The following is a 20,752-nucleotide window of genomic DNA, read 5'->3' as shown; positions in this document are numbered from 1 at the left end:
GTGCATCAACATGAGACCATTTGCAGTTCGGGATTGTTCAATCGGATTGAACATTTCAAATGGGTAACGGGCGCTTCCCAATGCTTAAAAAATATCACGTTCCCGTATATTTAGCAGTCGAAGATATTGTTTCAAAAAGTTACTATATGCAGGCTGCTATTCAACAATAATGAAAAATGGCAACTCTGTACCCAAGGAGAAGCGCGCGTGTTGGAACAATTGTTTAAAATCAAAAAAGAGGGCAGTACTCCAAAACGGGAGATACTGGCCGGTATTAGTACCTTTCTTGCGGCCATGTATATTATCGTGGTCAACCCTACCATCCTTGGTGGGGCAGGTATCCCTTTCTCACAGGCGCTTACAGCCACCGTCCTGATCAGTGCATTCGGTAGTTTCGCCATGGGGGCCTATGCACGTAGCCCTGTATTGGTGGCGCCGGGGATGGGCGCTAACGCGCTGTTTACCTATACCATGGTGGTAGGCGCGAAAATCCCACTAACAATTGCGTTAGGATGCGTGTTCTGGTCGGGGGTATTGTTTTTCATCATGTCCGCATTTAATGTGCGCCAGTATGTGATTGATGCGATACCCCGTTCCCTGCGCCATGCAGTAGCTTGTGGTATTGGTCTTTTCATTACTGTAATCGGGTTGGTAAATGCGAAGTTTTTGGTAGGTAACCCCGATACCGTGCTGGGTATGGGGCATTTGACGCCTGCTGTCGTTACCTTCCTGCTCGGGTTGGTCATCACCGCGGCACTGGTTACCCGCAAGATTCCCGGCGCACTGATTATCGGAATCATTCTGACCACTATCATGGCGATACCCATTGGGCGTTGGTGGGGGGATGGCGCGGCTTATGCTCCCGGATTGCATACATTGGTCAACTACAGTGGCATTTTCGCACTGCCCGATTTCAGTGGCCTGTTCCACGTGAACGTATTGGGTGCGCTCAAGATCGCTTACTGGCCCTTTATCTTTGTAATTTTGTTCACCACCTTTTTTGATGCATTGTCTACCTTTATGGGGCTTTCTCAGGCAGCCAATCTGCTTGATGAAAATGGACAGCCGCGCAATATGCGTCGCTCCATGGTGGTTGATGCCACCTCGGCCTTGATTTCTGCGCCTTTGGGGACCAGCCCGGCGAATGCATACGTCGAATCGGCAGCGGGTATCAGCCAGGGGGGGCGTACGGGGCTCGTCGCGGTTGTGTGTGGGCTTTTGTTCATTCCGTTCCTCTTTCTTTCACCCTTGTTGTCACTGATTCCCTCCATTGCTACTGCACCTGCGCTCATCATGGTCGGGGTATTCATGTTGGGGCCGATTCGCCTGATCGAATGGAAGGAAATGGAAGAGGCCATTCCTGCCTTTATCGCCATGGTGCTAATACCGATTACCTACTCCATTACCGTAGGTGTGGTCTTCGGTTTTCTGGCATTGGTGGTTTGCAAAACAGCAGCAGGCAAGGCGCGTGAAGTCCATCTCACCATGTGGATTTTAGCCATTCTGTCACTGTTACTTCTGTTTGAACTTTAATACAGAAAATAGCAGTAGGATGGTATGAAAAAGGCGAGCTTATGGCTCGCCTTTTTGTTGGTGTGAGTGAGATAAAGTGAGCTGATAGATTAAAACGTTAGAGATCTAATGTTTAATTACCGGTGTGAAATTTTCCAGTGCAATATTCAATCCGGAAATATATTCAGCTCCTACGACAACTTCCAGACTCGAACCTTCAAGGTCATTTCCTATCGGTTCTACACGACCGCCGAGATACTTCGCCAGAAAGGGTTCCACAGTCGCAAAAAACGCCTTGTTGTTTTCTGGTCGTTGGAAGCCATGTCCTTCATCCGGGAAGAGTTCATAAATAACGGGGATATGATTCTCTTTCATCGCCGCGACGAGTTGATCGCTCTCTGACTGTTTGATGCGCGGATCATTGGCTCCTTGTGCAATCAAAAGTGGATTTTTTATATTTTTAACTTTGGACAACGGGGACCGTGACCAAAGGAACTCTCGGCCATCCTCGGTTCGCATATCGCCGACACGATAACGGAAGAAGTCCATTTCAGTCTTCCAGTATTCGGGAATGGTATCGATGAAGGTCAATAAACTGGAAGGGCCCACTAGATCGATGCCGCAAGCAAAGCGGTCTGGCGTAAATGTCATGCCAACCAGTGTGGCATACCCCCCATAACTGCCTCCAAAGATACCTACCTTGTTGTGTGTAGTAATACCTTGCTCAATGGCCCAATCAATGGCATCAATCAAATCGTCATGCATGCGACCTCCCCATTCTCTATTGGCCGCATTGATGAATTTCTTGCCAAATCCTGTTGAGCCTCGAAAATTGACTTGCAGTACGGCATAACCGCGATTGGCTATCCATTGTACCCAGGACTGGATCATGGGGTGATAATCCATGATATCGCGAGACCAGGGGCCCCCATGAACGAAGAGGATTAATGGCTGTGGCGTTATCGGATGGCCGGTTTTATCTGGATCAGAGTGCGCTGGCAGGGTCAGATAACTGACCAGTGTAAGACCGTCCCGTGAAGGAATTTCGAGTGGCCACATGGGAACCAATGGTGCATCTACCAGTTTGGGACGTGATACGCAGATCAGGGATAGCGCTCTGGTTTCTCGGTCAAACAGATAATAGTTGCCGGGAGAATCGATGGCATTGTCATGTACTATCCAGCGTTGGTCGTCCAGGGTACGGGAATCGATCCCAAAGCCAGAGGGGAAAGCCTTGTCAAGTTGTTCGAAAGATGTCTTGTAATCCGGCTCCAACGCATGCCATTCACCTTTAAGGTAATTGGTATAAACAGCCTTGATTTCCCCTTTGTCCGTTGCGCCTATAGCCTTCTGAATGTCGGAATGTTGATCCGAGTAAAGGGTCGTGCTTTCCCCCGTGGCGATATTCAAACACGTGAGTTCGGCAGTATCATGCTTGCGTGTGTCCGCGATATACAGGTAATTCTTTTTGACCTGCTTAATAAGCGGAAAGGTAGTAAGAGAATCCTCTGCGCTGATATCCAATAAACGAGACCATTCCTCAGAATTTTTCTTCAGCCACCTCATACCGCCGTCATCAGTCATGGAGAAAGCTATGGCGGGTGCAAGTTCTTCATCTACGAGGTAGCTCATGAATCCTTGAGTATTCTCTTCCAGCAGGAAACGCTCACCTGTGGTGATATTGACGGAATAGAGGTCATGGAATTTAGGGTCTCGATCATTCATTGCGATGATGACGTATTCGGGATGTCTATGACTCCTGCCAACAAGTTGGGCCTGTGTTTTCTTGAATGGCGTAAGGTCTATAACTTTCTTCGTAGCCAGGTCCAGTGCATAAAGCTGATAGTTCTCATCACCTCCCTGATCCTGATAATAGAGAAGCACATCGGGTTGATATGTCCAGACATAGCGTTTGATACCTCGTTGGATATCATGAGTAACGGGGCGGATATCATGGGGGGAATCTGTTGGAGCCAGCCAAATATTGGCAGTTCCTTTATTATCGGCAATCCAACTGAAATAACGTCCATCCGGGCTGATTTTGATATTGGTACGTTCAGCGGGGCCAAAAAGCACATCGCGGGAGATAAGAGGAATATCATCGATAGAAGGCATGGAAAGGGCTCGATCCTGATTATGTATTTATTATTTAACCAATGCATGGCGAGTATTGATTGTTTATATATGAGCTATGCCGGGTCTCACAGGTTGCGTTTTAATTGTATCTGCTTTGCGAAAAATATCACCTCTATTGCCCAAGTGAACCGCTGGGTGTTTTTTAGTCTTTTCTACTTTTTACTCCCTCTCCCCGAATACAGCCAAACGGTTGCGCCCATGCACACCAGGTTAGTCACCACCAAATAATATGCAGGTGCTATGGCCGTTCCCATCACATCACTTAGCCATGAAAAAACAAACTGTGCGGTGCCGCCAAAGAGGGTGATACCCAAGGCATAGACAATGGAAAATCCCGTTGAGCGGAGGGGGCGAGGGAAGCTTTCGCACAATGCAACCAATAAACCGGAGCCACTGATGCACTGGAGTGCCGTCAATACGCTGATCAGGACAAAAAAGAGCCAGGGGGCATGGTATTCACCAATCAGGATAAGAGCAGGGAAGAGGAGTAAGGTCAGCACTACCCGCGGAATGATGATCGTTTGGCTACGTCCCCAATGATCGGCCAGATATCCACCTAGTAGTGAAAACAGCATCACGCCCACACCGATCACGATAGGAGCGAGCATGGCGATCTGGGTGGGATAATGCAGCTCACTTAGCGCGTAGGTGGTCATATAGTTGAGGAAATACTGGGTGATGGTGCTCCCCGAGATGATCAAAATACCGACAATCACCAGCGCCCGATAATCTTTCAATACCATGCTCAATGGTGTTTGGGCAGCGCTAGGCAGCGGGTATTCGAGAGTAGCCGATGATGTATGGTTAGTTAGCGTCGAGTCAGCGGTAGCAGGTAGCGTTTCGTTGAGATGCCGACGCAGGTAAATAGCCACGGGCAATACCAATAAACCGATAAGGAAGGGGACTCGCCAACCCCATGCGAGGAGTTGGGTGTGGCTGAGTTCACGGCTCAGGGCAAAGCCTATCAAACCAGCTGCCAGCCCAGCAGCCCCTTGTGCAACGATTTGCCAACTGGTGTACAACCCTCGGCGATGAGGCGGTGCGGCTTCCATGATGAACGTGGTGGCTGGCCCGGCTTCTCCTCCCCAGGCGATACCTTGCAATAAACGGCATATCAGCAGGAGGAGAGGCGCCCAAATGCCCCAAGTGGTATACCCCGGCAGCAATGCCATGCCTGCTGTCCCGATAATCATCAATAGCATGGTGAGTAGCATGGCCGGTTTGCGACCTGAGGTATCCGCATAAGTACCAATAATTACAGCACCCAGCGGACGTGCCAAAAAGCCCAGCCCGAAGACAGCAAGAGACGAAAGCAGGCTGACGGCATTGCTACTGGAAGGGAAAAATACCTGTCCGATCATGACCGAAAAGGTAGCATAGGCACTGAAGTCAAAAAACTCGATGGCCGCACCAGAGGCGACGGCAAACACTTCTCTGAAGCTGACATGGGCAGGTGTAGCAGAGGGGGCTGTTGTGGGCATACCAATCACTCAAATAAATAACCCCGCTACCCTAGCGATTTCTGCGCCGCATGTCATGAATTAATTATGGAATCGATTTTTCAGCAACCGATACCAAAAATGCCCGTCCAAAATGACGGGCATCGTTTTGCGAACATAGCGTGTCATTACATGAATTTCACCATGAGTGACATTTGATCAGCATGAAAATAATCAATTCAAATAATTATGTTTCACCAGATTAACGACATCATTCATTCGTCCATTCAGCATGGCTTTGGATGCATAAAGTAACGTGCCGGTAATCATTGAAGGCTCGATATGAGGCGGCATGACCAGTTCTTCCCGGTTGGTAATGACGTCCAGCAGGGCCGGCCCAGGGTGAGCCAAAATTTCCTCCACAGCGGCTTCCAGATCTGCGCCCTGTTCGACGCGTTTGCCGAAGATTCCCATGGCCGTTGCCATCGCGCCGAAATCAGGATTTTCCAACGTTGTATAGTTATCCAGAAGTCCTTCGACTTTCTGCTCCAGTTCGACAAACCCCAGAGAGCTATTGTTGACCACAATAATCTTCAGAGGGATTTTTTCCTGTACCAGTGTCAGCAGGTCACCCAGCAGCATCGTCATTCCCCCATCACCGCACAGGGCAATCACCTGCCGGTCAGGGTAGGCCTTGGCAACACCCAACCCTTGTGGGTAGGCATTCGCCATGGTGCCGTGTCGCAGGCTAGTGAGCATGCGGCGTTTACCATTGGCGGCAATGTGACGTAGTAACCAGACCATGCAACTGCCGCCATCACCGGTGAATACAGTATCTTCATCGGCATGTTTATCGATCAGTTCGGCGAGATACTGAGGGTGAATGGGGGATTCGTGGCGCGCATCCTTATATTCGGACGCTACGGCTTTTTCATGCAACTTGAGGCAGGTCTTCAGCCATTTATCGTCACTGCGTGCCTCTACCCGTGAGGCCAGTAACCCCGCCGTACTGGCAACGTCACCCACCGCACCAAGGTCGATAGGATGCCGCCTGCCAATATGTGTTGCATCAACATCAATCTGTATGATGGTCGCTTTATCCGGATAGAATTGCCCCCAGGCAAAGTCACATCCCAACAAGAGCAGGACATCGCATTCCATGACGGCATGGAAACCGGACACCAGCCCGAATACCCCCGTCATCCCGACATTGAACGGATTGTCGTATTCGATCGTATCCTTGGCACGGGAAGTATGAACGATGGGCGCTTTCAGCCGATCAGCGAGAGCAATCACCTCTTCGCGACCCGCACCCGCGCCTATCCCCGCATAAATAGACACTTTTTTACCGCTATTGAGTATCTCGATAATAGCTTCCAGCTCTTCATGACTCGGCAGTACACGTGGATGAAATTGGCGTGTCTTGAACGCCTGATCCTGCTCTACTTTAGTGGGGAAGGTGTCACCATGGACGATTAATACGGCAACCCCGCCCTTGTTAAGGGCAGCCTGCGCCGCCATCGCAGTAAGACGGCGTGCTTCCTCCGGATGATTGAGATACTCGCAAAAGACACTGCACTGCTCATAGATTTTCTTCTGATCGACATCCTGCGGAAAACCCACACCGGTTTGGCGGCTATCGACCTGCGAGGCGATCAATACAACTGGCGAGCGGTTGCGATGTGTTTCAAACAGGCCATTCACGAAGTGGAGACTACCCGGGCCACAGGTCCCCGCACAGACGGCCAATCTTCCGCTCACATAGGCTTCTCCCCCTGCTGCGAAGCCGCCCACTTCTTCATGACGAACGTGTACCCATTGCAGAGGGCTTCGAGACATGGCATCAGTAAAGTGATTGATGGTATCGCCGACAACACCATAACAACGGCGTGCACCAGCCTGATACAAAGTATCGATAATGATATCGGAAACGGTTTTGCTCATTTTCTCTCGGCTCCTGGGTGATCAAGTCATTATTGAAAACGGTCCATTAGACTCAGCTCGGTTATTTTGGGGTTGAGCTATATGAGCTGGCTGAGTGATGTACCGATGCTTCAGGGTAAGGCGTATGAAGTGAAACCGTTCATCCGAGTAGGGCTTGGATGACGCAAAAAGTGATAATCAGGAAAGTGGCTATCCCTATCTTAAGACATTTTTAAGTATTTTTACCACACTTGGTCTACATATGACCACTGTACGCCATAAATATGAACGTGCCATCAATATAAAAGTCGAATCAAATGATGATATCGAGCTAGCGAGAGAGAATTTGTCTAAAACTGGTGAAGCGTGCTGTCGAGATGTAGCCGCTCTCGTAGGCTTCGAGAATTGCACAGCCAGGTTCCTGAGAATGGCGGCAATTGCTGAATCGGCAATGTCCTATAAAAGGACGTAGTTCTACAAACCCTTCGATCACCTGGTCTTCTTCCAGATGTTCCAGGCCAAATTCACGAATGCCGGGGGAGTCAATAAGGTGACCGCCTTCTGGGAGATGGTAAAGCCGCGTCGTTGTTGTCGTATGCGTACCTTTGCGGCTATCGGGGGAAAGTGCGCCGATCTTGAGTGAATGGTCGGGGAGGAGCGCCTGAATCAGGGAGGATTTGCCCACTCCGGATTGCCCGACAAACACAGATGTGTGCTGTGTTAATGAGGCTTTCAACGTCTCCAGCCCATGTTGCGTTTCTGTCGACGCCTGTACAACGTCATACCCCAGCTGTTGATAACGTTCCAGTAGCGTAATCACTTCCGCATCCGGCTGAAGCAGGTCGATTTTATTCAACACCAGTGCGGGTTGAATGCCCGTTGCTTCGGCGGCGACCAGATACCGGTCGATCAGGTTGGCAAACGGAGCCGGCTCTACCGCAAAGACGATCATGATACGGTCGAGGTTGGCGGCAACAGGCTTCAGTTGCCCTTGAAAAGTAGGGCGCTCCAGCAATGATTCACGCTCATGGCGGGCAACCACGATCCCCGAGCCATCCTGACCTTCACGCCAACTGACATAATCACCACTGACGAGTGAATCGAGATTGGCGCGCAGATGGCACCGATGCAGCTCACCTGAAGAGTCTTCTACTTCGAGGGTTCTTCCAAAATGAGCAACGACCCTACCCGGTTGCTCCGGGCCGTAACTACTGGCATCCAGCTCTTCCGTGCTCTGCGTGTCGCCTTTTGTGGCACGCTGGTTACGTTTTGCATGGATGTTTTCGATACGACGACGTTGTTGCCGAGTGAGTTTGCGTCCGCTCATGTCGCTCCCGAGGCTGAAACAATAAAGGGATCGTTTTTAACATTGATATTCAATACCGGAAGATCCCTGTAGGATATAGGATACAGAAGTGTGCCCCGCATTGAATATTGAATGATGACGATGAGTATTATTGTACAGGTTTCTTCAGGATGAGGGCGATTGAATTCCTTGTTTGGATTCCTTTGCCTATTTTCGGTATGGTGAGTGTTTATCTGCCCGTGCAACCCTGTTTGGCCGGCGCGTGGTTGTTTATTAGTGTGGGGGGCGGAGAATTCTGTATCCCGTTACTCCGAGGGAGTCTTGTTGCATGAGCCAAGTGGCTGGAGAAATTGATCCGAAACAGGATCGTTTGGCATGGATTGATCTGGAAATGACCGGATTGGATCCTGACGTTAATCGTATTATCGAAGTGGCCACCATCGTGACAGATGGCAACCTGAATATCATTGCTGAAGGCCCAGTGATTGCCGTGCATCAGCCTGATGAATTCCTGAATGCGATGGACGAATGGAATACGCGGACCCATGGGGAGTCCGGTCTGATTGACCGTGTTCGTGAAAGTGCGGTGGATACCGAACAGGCTGAGCGCATGACGATTGAGTTTCTGTCACGCTATATGGCGCCGGGAAGTTCGCCCATGTGTGGAAACAGCGTGCATCAGGATCGCCGTTTCATGCTGAGTGAAATGCAGCAGTTGGCAGCCTTTTTCCACTATCGCAATCTCGATGTCTCCACCCTGAAAGAGCTGGCGCGCCGTTGGAAGCCCTCCATTCTGGGTGGAATGAAAAAGCGTGCAACGCATCAGGCACTTGATGATATTCGCGAGTCCATCGAGGAACTCCAGTATTATCGCGAACATCTTCTTGCACTTTGATATGGAAAACATGCCTACGGCGCTGTTTCTTTCTCTCTATATTCGCATAGAGGCTATATCTGTATAGAGGTTTTTATAGAGTGATATAGAGGAAAATCCGATAGGCGCCGCGAAGCAATATGCGGAGAGGGTGAGGGGTACAACATCATTAGGGGGCACGAACGCTGTTACGGTTGGCTTACTAGGTTGATTCAGTCTTCGTAACTGCTTACGGTCCTGTACCAATAGCCAGGCTATATCCGGTTGTGTTCCCGGGTCCATAGCCATAAGGCCCAATGCTGTAAGGGCCGCTGTCCGCATCATATCGGCCGTAGCGATGACCTGTCATGTGCATCTGTGTTGCACCGAAGCTGAAGTACGTCTTGCCACGGGAGACCGTTACCCACCCTGCCGTATATTCACCACTGGTGTGATGTGAGCCTGCCATCACCCCCGTAGATACACCGCCATGCACATTATAACCCTCGGTTCGAGCAGGCATGAAAACCAGGGGGCGGTGTTTGGGTTGCGCCTGAGTTTGAGCATATGCTTTGGCCGCCTCGGCATAATTCGGGCCCGGTACGCTTAGGTTTACTCCTTGTGCTGCATATACGGTTGAGCTCAATACGCCACACGTACATACCCCCAACACCAGCCCTTTCCGAGTGAGGGACATTAGGTGCCTTGGGGAAAAAATGTGTGTGTATTGGCGCATGTTCATGGTGCCAGAAGCTCCTTGTGCAATGCTTTCCAACTGGCTTCATCCGGCGCATAGAGTATCCCGCCGGTGGTGTGATATGGGCGATAGGGCGTACCATCAAAATGAGCAGAATATCCGCCTGCCTCCTGATGGATCAGCCATCCGGCCGCATGGTCCCATGGCATCAGCTTGTAGTACATCAAACCATGGCGATAGCCTTCGCCCAATAACCTGTAATCGTGTGCCGAACAAAGGAACATGCTGACTGCCCCCACATGGGAGAGTCTCGAATTCACTCGGTCACGTAATTCCTGGGGCATGAACCCCGTCGATATATGGACTTCCATTTGATTTACCGGGACAGGCTTGGCCACTTTGAGAGGAGTTCTCTCCCCATTTGAGAGTTGGCTCCACGCGCCTTTCCCCTTCAATGCACAAAAACGGCGTTGTGTTATCGGTTCAATAATGACGCCGGCCGTAATTTCCCCTTTTTCGACCACAGCACCGATCAAGCCAAACAGGGGCGTTGCTGTCGCGTAATTACGAGTGCCATCGATAGGGTCGATAATAAATGCCAGCGTTGCCTCCTTGAGTGAATCCAGATTCGTTTCGCCTTTTGCAACGGCTTCTTCACCAATCACAATGCTATCCGGAAAAGATGCCAGCAAGCGCTCAGTAATCAAACGTTCAGAGGCCTCGTCTGCATCAGTGACCAAATCGGTAGGACCCTCCTTGGTACGGATAGCGCCCTTGCCCAAGTGACCGAAGGCAGGCATGACTTCTTTTTTTGCAGCTTCTTCAAGTATTAAAGCAAAGTGATCAAGCTGGGCATCACTAAAGGCCATGGCTGGTTTTTCTCCTCAAGGCAGTGTCACAAGTGAATTCACATGGGGTGCAGGAGGAAATGAAGGGGGCGTATGTCAGCAAACCCCTCTGCTGTCTTGCCAATACGTTCTGTCACATCCTGCATGCTGTAGTTCATCTCACCAAAGAGTAACACCAAAATCTTGAAGGGACGACTGGATTGCATTACGGGTCAACGCTGTTTCCATAAATGTCATTTATATGCGATTTCATGGTTTCTCTTGTGATGGATTATTTACCACTGTAGACGCAGGGCATCAGGATACGATTTTCTCTGAAAGAGAAGCTGTGCCCCTCTTTTATATAACTGTCACATAGTTGTCTTAAATTAAACTTTAGGAATGGTTATGTATCCTTGATCTCCATCAATTGGTCACATGTAATGAAATTTTATCCCAAAGAACTTAGCTGGCTTTCATTCAATGAACGGGTATTACAGGAAGCGGCAGACAAGACTGTGCCCATTATTGAACGCGTTCATTTTTTGGGGATTTTTTCCAATAATGCCGATGAATTCTTTAGCGTTCGTGTGGCAGAGGTACGTCGGGAAATAGAGAATACGTCATCGAAACATCATCGTAAAAAGGCGGAGGCGTTACTGGCGGAGATCCACCAGCAGGTAATGGCGCTGCAGGAGAAATTTGAGCGTATTCACGTCGAGGTATTGGCTGAGTTGGCGCGTAAAAACCTGATGCTGATTGATGAAAAGGAGACAACGCCCCGCGAGCGTGAGTGGCTCCGCTGGTTTTTTCATACCGAGATCAAGAAGTATCTGGTGCCGTTGATGATTGGTGAGGGAATCAACCTGGCCAAAACACTGGTGGAGGATTCCACCTATTTTTGTATCGAGATTGCGCATAAAGGGCATATTCATTACGCCGCCGTTGAGCTGCCTCGTGACGCGCTTCCCCGTTTCATCAAAATGCCCTTTCGTTACGAAAAACGTAACAAGCGCATCATTATGTTGGATAACGTAATTTCACTATGTCTGGAGGAATTGTTTAAAGGGCTAGTGCCGTATGATGCGTTGAAAGCCTATGAATTCAAGCTGACACGCGATGCAGAATACCGCCTCTCTCACGATATCGAGCACAGTATTCTTGAGCTGATGGAGGAGGGAATTCGCCAGCGTGAACAAGCGGAAGCGGTGCGATTGGTATACGACGCCGATATGCCTGAAAGCATGCTCGATTTCCTGATCGCGCGCTGCGATATGTCTTCCAATGATTCACTGGTGGCCGGCGGGCGTTATCGTAACACCCGTGACTTGACCAGCTTCGCCAATTGGGGGCGCAAGTCCTATGAATATCTGCCCTTGAAAGCGCTTACACACCCTGATTTTACTTCTCATCATAATGTGTTTGAGGCGATTGCCGAGCGCGATATTCTGCTGAATTATCCCTATCACCGTTTTGAACAATTAACGGATTTTGTGCGTCAGGCATCGTATGACCCGCATGTCCATGCGATTCGAATCTGCTTGTATCGGGTCGCTCGGCACTCTGTCATTATCAAGTCATTGGTCGAAGCTGCCCGCAATGGCAAGCAGGTAACGGTCATGGTAGAGCTACAGGCCCGTTTTGATGAAGAAGCCAATATCGAGTGGGCCAAATATCTGACACAGGAAGGCGTGCGTGTCATTTTTGGGATTCAGGGGCTTAAAGTCCATTCGAAACTGATTCTGGTGACGCGCAAGGAAAAAGGTAAGTTGCATCGTTATGCGCATGTGGGAACGGGTAATTTCAATGAAAAGACAGCTCGTATCTACACGGATTTTAGTCTGTTCACTGCACATTCTGACATTACCAGAGAAGTGGAGCAGGTGTTCCGTTATCTGGAAAAACCCTATCGGCCTCCTGAATTCAAGCATTTGCTGGTCTCCCCGTTGACCACGCGTCAGCGGCTACTGGAAATGATCGAAAATGAAATGGAATCGGCGCGTCAGGGAAAAAAGGCAGAGATATTCATCAAGGTGAATAGCCTTGTGGATCACACCATGATTGCCGCATTGGAACAGGCATCCCAGGCAGGGGTAAAAGTACGCGCTATTGTACGTGGCATGTGCTGTTTGATACCGGGTATCAAGGGAATAAGCGAAGGGATTGAAGTGATCAGTATCGTGGATCGCTTCCTGGAACATTCCCGTGTATATTGCTTTTATAATGGCGGTGCCGAGCGGATTTACATTTCATCGGCTGACTGGTACGGGCGTAATCTTGATCAACGTGTTGAAGTTGCATGTCCGCTCTACGACAAGCGTATTGCCGAACAGGTAAAGTCGATCATGGAGCTTCAGTGGTGTGATACCACCAAGGCCCGAGTTATCGACAAGGATCAGGTAAACCACTACCGACGCCGTGGAAATCGCAAAAAGGTCAGATCGCAAATGGCGATTTATGACTACCTGAAACAACTGGGTGGTGTGCAATGAGTGAAACCGAACCTCTGACTCCTTTAGCGCCTTTGGATGAAGGGGCGGCCGCTGCCCCCGCACAATTTGCGGCGCTGGATCTTGGTTCCAATAGTTTTCATCTGATTACGGCCAGGGTCATTGATCAGCAACTGCAACCGCTACTGCGTTTCAAACAGCGAGTGCATCTTGCGACTGGCCTGGATGAAGACAATTATCTTGATGATGAGTCCATGCAGAGAGGTCTGGATGCGTTGCGCCTGTGTGCCCAGCGTTTGGAGGGCTTTTCACCTGACAAGGTGCACATTGTTGCGACACACACACTCCGTGAAGCAAGAAATCGTGATGAATTCATTACTCGTGCGGCTGAATTCCTGCCTTATCCCATCGAGACAATTTCTGGTCGTGAAGAAGCTCGCTTAATCTATAAAGGCGTGGCACAAACCACGCCTACCGATGCGCAGCGTCTGGTGATCGACATTGGGGGTGGCAGTACCGAGCTGATCTCAGGACATGCCTTCACGGTAGATTTTCTGACTTCGCGTCTAATGGGATGTGTCAGTTTTACCGAGCGCTTCTTCGGTGATGGAGAAATTACGGCGAAGCGCTTTGATCGTGCCTGTTTGGCGGCACGCAAAGAACTTGAACCGGTTGTACAACAGCTGACTCACTACACCTACGATGTTGTTTATGCGACTTCGGGTACGGCCAAGGCCATTGCGCATTGGGTCAATCAACAAGAGGATGCGGTAGAGGGCGTTATTACAAAGGCGCAGCTCCAGAAGTGCCGTGAAGCACTGATTGATATTGGCCGAGTGGACAAGATTTCCATTAGCGGAATGGATCCGGAACGTGAAGCCATTCTTACTGCGGGTGTTGCCATTTTGTGGGCCATCATGGACCGGCTGAAGATCAAGCAGCTCTTCATTCATGATGCCGCTTTGCGTGAAGGGGTGTTGTATGAGCTGGCGAGCCGGGTCATGGACCATCAGGATGTACGCCAACGCACTGTGGATGGCATGGCCGCCCGTTATCAGGTCGATGTCAACCAAAGCCGCCGTGTAGAGAAAACCGCGTTACGCTTTTTCAAGGATGCTGCTGAGGTCTTTGCGCTGGATGAAGGGTGGTTGAATCGCCTGCTCTGGGCAGCACGGTTGCATGAAATCGGTTTGCAGATCAATTCCAGTAGCTTGCAGCAACACTCCTCCTATATTTTGGCCAACGCGGATATGCCCGGTTTCGGCCGGGAGGAACAAGCCCTACTGGCGACACTGGTACGTGCCTACCGTAAAAAAATAAAGCTTGATTTGATACCGTCTTTCTCGCTGTATAAAAAACACGATATTTATCGCATTATCGCTTTATTGCGGTTGGCGGTACTCAATAATAGTGATCGACAGGACTCCGACCCCCGCTTTTTCATCCATGCCAAGGATGACGACACGCTTGAGGTAGACGTGACGGTAGAAGGACGTATGGACCCTGTCTTGCTGGATGATTTGCGTAGTGAAGTCAAACAGTTTGCCAAATTGGGTCTTTGCCTTGATATCAAGGAGAACTGAACCCGCGGCCTCTACAAGCGCGGTTTACACTACGCCCCCTGAACAGGCTTTACGGGCTGCCCAAGGGGCCTACTTGCATACATGAATTAATCAGAAAATCCCTGTTGTACGATATTAATCAAACGTGAGTACGATTTTGCCGATATGTTGGCTTGAATCCATCAATTGGTGTGCTTTTGGGGCGTCCTTGTAGGAAAAGGTCGCATGAATATACGGCTTTATTTCGCCGTGACTGATTTTCGGCCACACGTCCTTTTCCAGTGCTCTCACAATAAGGGCTTTCTCTTCTACACTACGCGATCTCAATGTAGAACCCGTGTGTGTCAGACGTTTTAGCATCAGTCGGAAGACTTCTACCTCGTGCGGATTGCCTTGTTGTGTCGCGATTTGAATAATGCGCCCGAATTTGGCCGCTGCCTGATAGTTTTTAGTGACGTAATCGCCTCCGATCATATCCAGTATCAGATCGGCCCCATGCCCTTGCGTGTTCTCTTTCACGGCAGAGACGAAGTCCTCTTCACGATAATTAATGGCAATATCCGCGCCCAGTGAACGACACGCCTCTGCTTTTGCTTCATTCCCTACCGTGACCAGGATCTGCTTTGCCTGAAAAGCCTTTGCTAACTGAATGGCAGTAGTGCCAATTCCCGAGCTTCCGCCATGTATCAGGACGCGATCCTGATCGCTCAACTTGCCGTCTTCAAATAGATTGGTCCAGACCGTCATGAAGGTCTCCGGAAGGGCCGCGGCTTCCTGCAGGCTAAGGCCTTCCGGTACAAAGAGCGCATTATCTTCATGCACGACACAATATTGTGCGTACCCACCACCAGCGACCAGACCACAGATCTTGTCCCCCAGGCTGAAACGGCGCACCTGATCACCTATTGCAACAACTTCACCGGCTATTTCCAGGCCGGGGATATCCGAGGCACCGCTGGGTGGCGGATATTTGCCTTCGCGCTGCATGACATCCGGACGATTGATACCGGCTGCCGCTACCTTGACCAATACTTCGTTTTCCAAAGGTACAGGCGTAGGGCGATCTTCCAGTGCGATAACCTCTGGCCCGCCAGCGGCTTGATATACCACGGCTTGCATGGTGGCAGGTATATGTGTTTTTTGAGAAATGGTGGACATTGGTGACATCGGGGTGGCCTTGTAAATTCAGTATGGAATCAGGCTATGACGTTCCAATGGCTATTTCAAGGTTGTCTCCTTCAGGATCACCAGACGCCGGTGAAATATGAGCAAGAAATAAAATCAAAGCTGGATCAGCTCTACCGACTCATTGGATAATAGGTTTTTCAACACTATTACATTGATGGTGCGTTCGGTTCTGATATGGAGAGGGTGCCTTCGGTTCTGATATGGAAAGGTGGATATGTCTGCTGATATGGAAAGTCTGGCAATGATGCCGTTGAGTGCATTAATAGAGGCATACCGGACTCGGCAATTGACACCCAGTGAAGTGGTTGGCAAGACGCTGCAGCATATTGATGAAGTCAATCCGGTGATCAATGCGCTTTATGATATTCGCTATGAGGACGCACTTTACGAGGCCGAACGGGCGACCCAGCGTTGGCATTCAGGGCAAGCGCTTGGACCCTGGGATGGTGTGCCTGTGACAATCAAGGATTCGATTCACGCAATCGGCAGTCATTGGCATCATGGCTCCGTAGCCCACGGTGAAGGTGTCCTTTCACAACACGATGCACCGCCTGTGGAACGATTGAAGGCTGCTGGCGCTGTTGTTGTAGCCAAAGGAACCATGCCTGATTTTGGCATGAGTGCGTCGGGCGTCAGCTCTTTTTTCGGTATTACGCGTAACCCATGGAATACGGCGTTCAGCCCCGGAGGATCCAGTGCGGGCGGTGGTGCCTCATTGGCCGCAGGCGTGGGGTGGATGGCAGTCGGTTCTGATATTGCAGGCTCTGTCAGGTTGCCTGCATCGCATTGTGGATTGGCAGCCCTTAAGCCCACGCAGGGAATGATCGCTCATAGCCCTTCTTCTACAGTGCGCTCTGCGGGCCCTATCACGCGCTATGCCGCGGATTTGGAACCTGCGCTCAGGCTGCTGTCCGGCACGCATCCTCGGGACCGTTTTTCGGTACCGTTCATCGAAGAGGCGGCGATTTCAACGGCACCTCAGCGCATCGCTGTGTTCGACACTTTTGGCTCTGCAATGAAGCGTCGGGCCGGCCTTGATGAAGAGGCTCCACTTCAACCTGAGATACATCACCTGCTTGAATATATTGCCCAACTGTTGCGTGATGAAGGGCACAAGGTCATCCAGGGTCAGGCGGAATATCCGGATACCCTTTGGGAAGCCATTGATAATACGTTCAAACTGAGGGCCTGGCAGGAATATTTGCATGCTGATTCTCAAACGCGTGAAGGTATTCCCTTTGCATTGGCTGAGTGGTTCATGCCTGCCAGGAACTGGGATGTCAAGACTGTTCAGCAGCATCAGCAGGGGATTGAGGAGGGAGTGGCCTTTACCTCCGCACTTTTCGAAAATGTCGATGTGCTACTGACACCGGTGATGCCATGGGTTAATTTTCCGGCTGACCAGTTGGGCCCAAATACGAGTCTTCCGCTGGGGCACTGTGGCTTCACTGCCCCCTTTAATCAGTCCGGGCACCCGGCAGTGGCGATTCATGCGGGATTCGATCATCAAGGGCTACCGATAGGTATGCAATTGGTAGGGCGGCGCTTTCATGATATTGGCCTGATACGGTTGGCTGTACGAATAGAACAGCGGTTGCGGCAAGAGGGGCGTATTCATCGGCAATGGCCGCTCACTCCAACTGCTCGGAACACATAATGGTTGAATGAAGCCTCTCCCGGTCGCTCATCAGTCATCGAAAACAAAACGATAATCATGACGTTAGAGAAAAGGACATTGTGTACCGATAACCATGAGAAAAAGGTGATGCAGTGGCTGTCCGATGCATTGGGTGGCCCTGCGGAACAGGTTACAAGGCCCTTCCAACCTTGTGCGTCACCCGGTTGGCGGGGCGTGGATGCAGATATATGGGTGGGAGAACGCGCCGGACATTCATTGTTGCTCAAGTCGTGGCATCCAGAAACTTCTTTCTATATTGAGCCTTCCAATAGCGTGGTTGCTGCCGCCCATGCCAGCCAATGGGGTATTGGTCCCAAACTGCCTTCGGTGTATGAGCGTCTTTGTGATTCATCTTCTGCCGATCATTTTGTCATGGAATATCTTGGGAAGGACTGGCGGGTGGCCGGTTTGCAGGATATGGCGAGCGAGACATTCCGTGCCGCTGTGATTGCTGCCAAACAACTTTTTCAACATGCTCGTTGGGAACAGCACAGAGCATTGCCCCGTGTGGACCCCTTTGAAGAAGTAATCGGGTTGGCCGCGCGGTTGTCACACGCCTATATGTCCAGTGAATCACCGGATAAAGCGGGAATTTATTATCCCGTGCAGTTACCCGAGTGGATGACGTTTGTACAATCGGCGCAGCGTGTTATTCATACTCTGGGGCGCGATGAATGTCCGGTGCATCGTGAATCGGATGTCTCGAATCTCATGGTGCATGCTACAGGTATCATTCGTTTACTGGATTACGACAGTGCGGCACGTTCAGACCGATTCGAGGATGTAGGGCTGTTTCTGTTTGAAGCCTTTGAACATGAAGACGGGGCGCGTGAAGGGTTTGAGCAATGGCTCGGTTATTTTGATGAAGGGGAATATCAGCGGTCATGGCTTTATGGTGTACTGGATAACCTGCGTTGGGGGCTGATTGCCTCACTCAGGTCGGCTTATTCGCCGCATTCATCTCTCGAATTTGCAAAGTATGCCGGTTGGCGTTTTTTTCGTGCTCAGCAGACTTTGCAGGCGCCATGGAAGCAGCGTTTGTCTTGCGTACGTTAAAGGATCAGGGATATATCAAGACTGGGGCTTGCGATGAAAAACGGTGTTAATGCGCTTCAAGCATTGAAAGAAAAACTTCCTCGCTGGGCGTGCTCTCAGGAGTGGTTAATCACTCCGGTAGTGGGTGGTTTGAGCAATCAGAACTGGAAACTTTTCAATGGTCAGAAGGCTTATTTCGTGAAGCAATTCGCCGTAGGCTCTGAAGCCTTTATTGACCGCGAAGCATCGGCTGAGGCACAACGTCGGGCTGAAATGTTGGACTTGGCACCACACCTTGTGCAGCAGGATCGCGAGACAGGTATCGAAATCAGCGTGTATCTGGAGGGGTATCGTCCTTCACGTTCTGTCGATTTTCTGCGGGATGATTTTCTCTCTGCCGCCGTAGAGTGGTACCGACGTTTTAATACGTCCCCCCCGTTACGCAATACCAAGCATATCTTTGCGATGACAGATGAACATTTGGTGCAAAGTAACGGCTTGAGGCCCATATTACCGGCCGCCTTTGATTTCCTCCTTTCTAAATATGAACAGGCCAAAGCCGCTTTCATGGCCTCTGGCCTTGATCTTGCTCCCTGTCATAATGATCCCATGCCGGGCAACTTCATGGTATATCTGAGCGATCAGGATCATCGCTTGCTTGATATGAAAATGGTGGATTACGAGTTTGCCTCCAACAACGAAAGGGCCTATGAACTGGGTGTGTTTTTGGGCGAAGTTTTTGTGGATGAAATGCATAGTCAGGCATTGATCGAAGCGTACTATGGCGTGTACCGGGACGCGTTGTTTGCACGTGTTCAGGTAGCGCGGGCAGTGGCTGATTTCAAATGGGGATGCTGGGCGGTCCAGCAACGCCAGCGTACCTCCTGGGATTTTGACTATCAGAAGTATGGTATTTGGAAATTTGCCCGTGCCCGCGCTCTTTTTGAAGATGACCGGTGGGAGGGGTGGTTGTCACGGCTATAGGGGATAAGGCCATGCTTACAGTGTCTGACGCCTTCCCGTATCGATATCTTCTGGACATATGTTGTCTTCTTCCCGAATCAATACTTGCTATCTGAATCAGGTCCTGTTCTGACTCAACGCCTGTTCCTAACCAGTGTAAACACAGAGAGCAAAACGTGGATAAAACAGTAAAAACGCATACGGACAGTCCGCACACTTGTGTGCTTGAGATGGCTGTGGAGAACTTCGTATGCGTCAGTTGAAATTGATTGGTATTGGGGCAGGTGATCCAAGGCAGCTCACGTTGGAAGCTGTGGATGCATTAAAACAATTGGATGTGGTGCTGATATTGGAAAAGCGCCCCGAAACACACGATTTAAGTGTGATTCGACAGCATTTATTGACGCAATACGGCAAGCAGGCGCTGATACGGCATTACGTGCAGGACCCTGAGCGTGCCAGTAAGGGTGATTATCTGGAAAACGTGAAACGATGGCACCGGGAGCGTGTTGATCGTCTTGAACACGCACTCCTGGAACATCTGCCTGACGATGGTGTCGCTGGGCTGTTGGTATGGGGGGATCCTTCCCTCTATGACAGCGCGCTGCGGATGGCCCACGAGCTTCAGGCGCGTAATACCTTGCCGTTAGCGGTATCTGTGATCCCCGGCGTGTCCTGTATTCAGTTGTTGTGTGCACGTTTTCAACGTCCCATGAACCGGCTGAATGCACCCGTCTTTATTACTACTGGGCGAAGGCTGCGTGATGAAGGCTTTCCAGCTGACCTGAACGAGATTTTCGTTATGTTGGATGGTGAGTGTAGTTTCGGACAGATAGAGGAAAAGGGAGTATGGATTCAATGGGGCGCATACCTTGGTTTGCCCGAAGAGGTATTGATAGAAGGACCTTTGACAGAAGTAGCGCCTACTATTCGTCAGAAACGTCAGGCATTGCGTGATGAACGAGGGTGGATAATGGATACCTATGCATTGCAACGTAAACGCTCCTGATGTGAGTAAGCGCGCCTGAAACTTACAACCATGCCATGCCTTGGATACTGGCGGTACAATCGGTTAAATGATGTCGTGCCGTCGTGCCGTCCGTATAGATATAGATGTTATGGATAAGTTGTTAAGGATAAGGTGTTATGGATATGAGTTTTATGGGTATGGATTTCATAAGTA

The 20,752-nt window shown here is 50.2% G+C and carries 16 protein-coding genes; 8 read left to right on the top strand and 8 right to left on the bottom strand.

The genetic code is table 11. The annotated features are described in order from the left end of the window. Positions 1 to 207: 207 nt before the first annotated feature. On the top strand, positions 208 to 1,533 hold the full coding sequence (locus tag LMG33818_RS03575) for an NCS2 family permease (RefSeq protein ID WP_442321971.1): 1,326 nt from the start codon (positions 208 to 210) through the stop codon (positions 1,531 to 1,533). Between the two features lie 105 nt (positions 1,534 to 1,638). Here the strand turns inward: LMG33818_RS03575 and LMG33818_RS03570 are convergent, their stop codons facing one another. The 4 genes from LMG33818_RS03570 to rsgA form a co-directional block, all read right to left on the bottom strand. Continuing rightward, positions 1,639 to 3,627 carry a S9 family peptidase gene (locus tag LMG33818_RS03570; RefSeq protein WP_442321970.1) on the bottom strand — a complete coding sequence of 663 codons (1,989 nt, stop codon included), beginning with the start codon at positions 3,625 to 3,627 and terminating at the stop codon, positions 1,639 to 1,641. Positions 3,628 to 3,800: 173 nt separating this feature from the next. Next, the gene (locus LMG33818_RS03565; RefSeq protein WP_442321969.1) at positions 3,801 to 5,129 is read right to left on the bottom strand and encodes an MFS transporter; all 1,329 of its coding nucleotides are present in this window, start codon (positions 5,127 to 5,129) and stop codon (positions 3,801 to 3,803) included. Positions 5,130 to 5,321: 192 nt separating this feature from the next. Next, on the bottom strand, positions 5,322 to 7,031 hold the full coding sequence (locus LMG33818_RS03560; RefSeq protein WP_442321968.1) for a thiamine pyrophosphate-dependent enzyme: 1,710 nt from the start codon (positions 7,029 to 7,031) through the stop codon (positions 5,322 to 5,324). Positions 7,032 to 7,341: 310 nt separating this feature from the next. After that, positions 7,342 to 8,337: a small ribosomal subunit biogenesis GTPase RsgA gene (gene rsgA, locus LMG33818_RS03555; protein ID WP_442321967.1), complete on the bottom strand. Its 996-nt coding sequence runs from the start codon at positions 8,335 to 8,337 to the stop codon at positions 7,342 to 7,344. A gap of 307 nt (positions 8,338 to 8,644) precedes the next feature. Here rsgA and orn point away from each other — a divergent pair, with 307 nt between their 5' ends. After that, positions 8,645 to 9,211 carry an oligoribonuclease gene (gene orn, locus LMG33818_RS03550; protein WP_442321966.1) on the top strand — a complete coding sequence of 189 codons (567 nt, stop codon included), beginning with the start codon at positions 8,645 to 8,647 and terminating at the stop codon, positions 9,209 to 9,211. A gap of 208 nt (positions 9,212 to 9,419) precedes the next feature. Here orn and LMG33818_RS03545 read toward each other — a convergent pair whose 3' ends face one another. Genes LMG33818_RS03545 through LMG33818_RS03535 form a run of 3 tightly spaced genes read right to left on the bottom strand, consistent with a single transcriptional unit; the run spans position 9,420 to position 10,920 of the window. Beyond that, entirely contained in the window at positions 9,420 to 9,866 is a 447-nt protein-coding gene (locus LMG33818_RS03545) for a hypothetical protein (RefSeq protein WP_442321965.1), read from the bottom strand. Between the two features lie 41 nt (positions 9,867 to 9,907). Beyond that, complete coding sequence (locus LMG33818_RS03540) at positions 9,908 to 10,735, bottom strand: inositol monophosphatase family protein (RefSeq protein WP_442321964.1); 828 nt, start codon at positions 10,733 to 10,735, stop codon at positions 9,908 to 9,910. 38 nt (positions 10,736 to 10,773) lie between these two features. Continuing rightward, positions 10,774 to 10,920, bottom strand: a complete 147-nt coding sequence (locus LMG33818_RS03535) for a hypothetical protein (RefSeq protein ID WP_442321963.1) — start codon at positions 10,918 to 10,920, stop codon at positions 10,774 to 10,776. A 216-nt stretch (positions 10,921 to 11,136) separates the two neighbouring features. On the opposite strand from LMG33818_RS03535, the gene ppk1 reads away from it, so the two are divergent. Beyond that, entirely contained in the window at positions 11,137 to 13,185 is a 2,049-nt protein-coding gene (ppk1, locus tag LMG33818_RS03530; RefSeq protein WP_442321962.1) for a polyphosphate kinase 1, read from the top strand. Then, positions 13,182 to 14,726 (top strand): Ppx/GppA phosphatase family protein, encoded by a 1,545-nt coding sequence (locus LMG33818_RS03525; RefSeq protein WP_442321961.1) that lies wholly within the window; start codon positions 13,182 to 13,184, stop codon positions 14,724 to 14,726. Before ppk1 ends, LMG33818_RS03525 begins: the two co-directional genes overlap by 4 nt. A 114-nt stretch (positions 14,727 to 14,840) precedes the next feature. On the opposite strand, the gene LMG33818_RS03520 is transcribed toward LMG33818_RS03525, so the two are convergent. Then, a complete protein-coding gene (locus tag LMG33818_RS03520; protein ID WP_442321960.1) occupies positions 14,841 to 15,863 on the bottom strand; it encodes an NAD(P)H-quinone oxidoreductase in 1,023 nt (340 codons plus the stop codon). Positions 15,864 to 16,107: 244 nt separating this feature from the next. Here LMG33818_RS03520 and LMG33818_RS03515 point away from each other — a divergent pair, with 244 nt between their 5' ends. The 4 genes from LMG33818_RS03515 (at position 16,108) to cobF (ending at position 20,578) form a co-directional block, all read left to right on the top strand. Next, positions 16,108 to 17,550, top strand: coding sequence for an amidase family protein (locus tag LMG33818_RS03515; RefSeq protein ID WP_442321959.1), 1,443 nt, complete (start codon positions 16,108 to 16,110; stop codon positions 17,548 to 17,550). A gap of 57 nt (positions 17,551 to 17,607) precedes the next feature. Beyond that, positions 17,608 to 18,627, top strand: coding sequence for a phosphotransferase family protein (locus tag LMG33818_RS03510; RefSeq protein WP_442321958.1), 1,020 nt, complete (start codon positions 17,608 to 17,610; stop codon positions 18,625 to 18,627). Between the two features lie 33 nt (positions 18,628 to 18,660). Next, positions 18,661 to 19,590 carry a phosphotransferase gene (locus LMG33818_RS03505; protein WP_442321957.1) on the top strand — a complete coding sequence of 310 codons (930 nt, stop codon included), beginning with the start codon at positions 18,661 to 18,663 and terminating at the stop codon, positions 19,588 to 19,590. 229 nt (positions 19,591 to 19,819) lie between these two features. Beyond that, positions 19,820 to 20,578, top strand: a complete 759-nt coding sequence (gene cobF / locus LMG33818_RS03500) for a precorrin-6A synthase (deacetylating) (RefSeq protein WP_442321956.1) — start codon at positions 19,820 to 19,822, stop codon at positions 20,576 to 20,578. The last annotated feature ends 174 nt before the right edge of the window (positions 20,579 to 20,752 follow it).

This window comes from Cernens ardua, from assembly GCF_051251085.1.
Lineage (GTDB): Bacteria > Pseudomonadota > Gammaproteobacteria > Pseudomonadales > Halomonadaceae > Cernens > Cernens ardua.
Note: the sequence above shows the minus strand (reverse complement) of the source record. Positions and strands in the feature narration are given on the sequence as shown.

What these genes read in the sequence shown, in the direction of transcription:
- LMG33818_RS03545 (WP_442321965.1), bottom strand. Translation starts at nt 9,866, where the DNA reads ATGTCCCTCACTCGGAAAGGGCTGGTGTTGGGGGTATGTACGTGTGGC.
- LMG33818_RS03535 (WP_442321963.1), bottom strand. Translation starts at nt 10,920, where the DNA reads ATGCAATCCAGTCGTCCCTTCAAGATTTTGGTGTTACTCTTTGGTGAG.
- LMG33818_RS03565 (WP_442321969.1), bottom strand. Translation starts at nt 5,129, where the DNA reads ATGCCCACAACAGCCCCCTCTGCTACACCTGCCCATGTCAGCTTCAGA.
- cobF (WP_442321956.1), top strand. Translation starts at nt 19,820, where the DNA reads ATGCGTCAGTTGAAATTGATTGGTATTGGGGCAGGTGATCCAAGGCAG.
- orn (WP_442321966.1), top strand. Translation starts at nt 8,645, where the DNA reads ATGAGCCAAGTGGCTGGAGAAATTGATCCGAAACAGGATCGTTTGGCA.
- LMG33818_RS03540 (WP_442321964.1), bottom strand. Translation starts at nt 10,735, where the DNA reads ATGGCCTTTAGTGATGCCCAGCTTGATCACTTTGCTTTAATACTTGAA.
- LMG33818_RS03505 (WP_442321957.1), top strand. Translation starts at nt 18,661, where the DNA reads ATGAAAAACGGTGTTAATGCGCTTCAAGCATTGAAAGAAAAACTTCCT.
- rsgA (WP_442321967.1), bottom strand. Translation starts at nt 8,337, where the DNA reads ATGAGCGGACGCAAACTCACTCGGCAACAACGTCGTCGTATCGAAAAC.
- LMG33818_RS03560 (WP_442321968.1), bottom strand. Translation starts at nt 7,031, where the DNA reads ATGAGCAAAACCGTTTCCGATATCATTATCGATACTTTGTATCAGGCT.
- LMG33818_RS03525 (WP_442321961.1), top strand. Translation starts at nt 13,182, where the DNA reads ATGAGTGAAACCGAACCTCTGACTCCTTTAGCGCCTTTGGATGAAGGG.
- LMG33818_RS03515 (WP_442321959.1), top strand. Translation starts at nt 16,108, where the DNA reads ATGTCTGCTGATATGGAAAGTCTGGCAATGATGCCGTTGAGTGCATTA.
- LMG33818_RS03510 (WP_442321958.1), top strand. Translation starts at nt 17,608, where the DNA reads ATGACGTTAGAGAAAAGGACATTGTGTACCGATAACCATGAGAAAAAG.
- LMG33818_RS03570 (WP_442321970.1), bottom strand. Translation starts at nt 3,627, where the DNA reads ATGCCTTCTATCGATGATATTCCTCTTATCTCCCGCGATGTGCTTTTT.
- LMG33818_RS03520 (WP_442321960.1), bottom strand. Translation starts at nt 15,863, where the DNA reads ATGTCCACCATTTCTCAAAAAACACATATACCTGCCACCATGCAAGCC.
- ppk1 (WP_442321962.1), top strand. Translation starts at nt 11,137, where the DNA reads ATGAAATTTTATCCCAAAGAACTTAGCTGGCTTTCATTCAATGAACGG.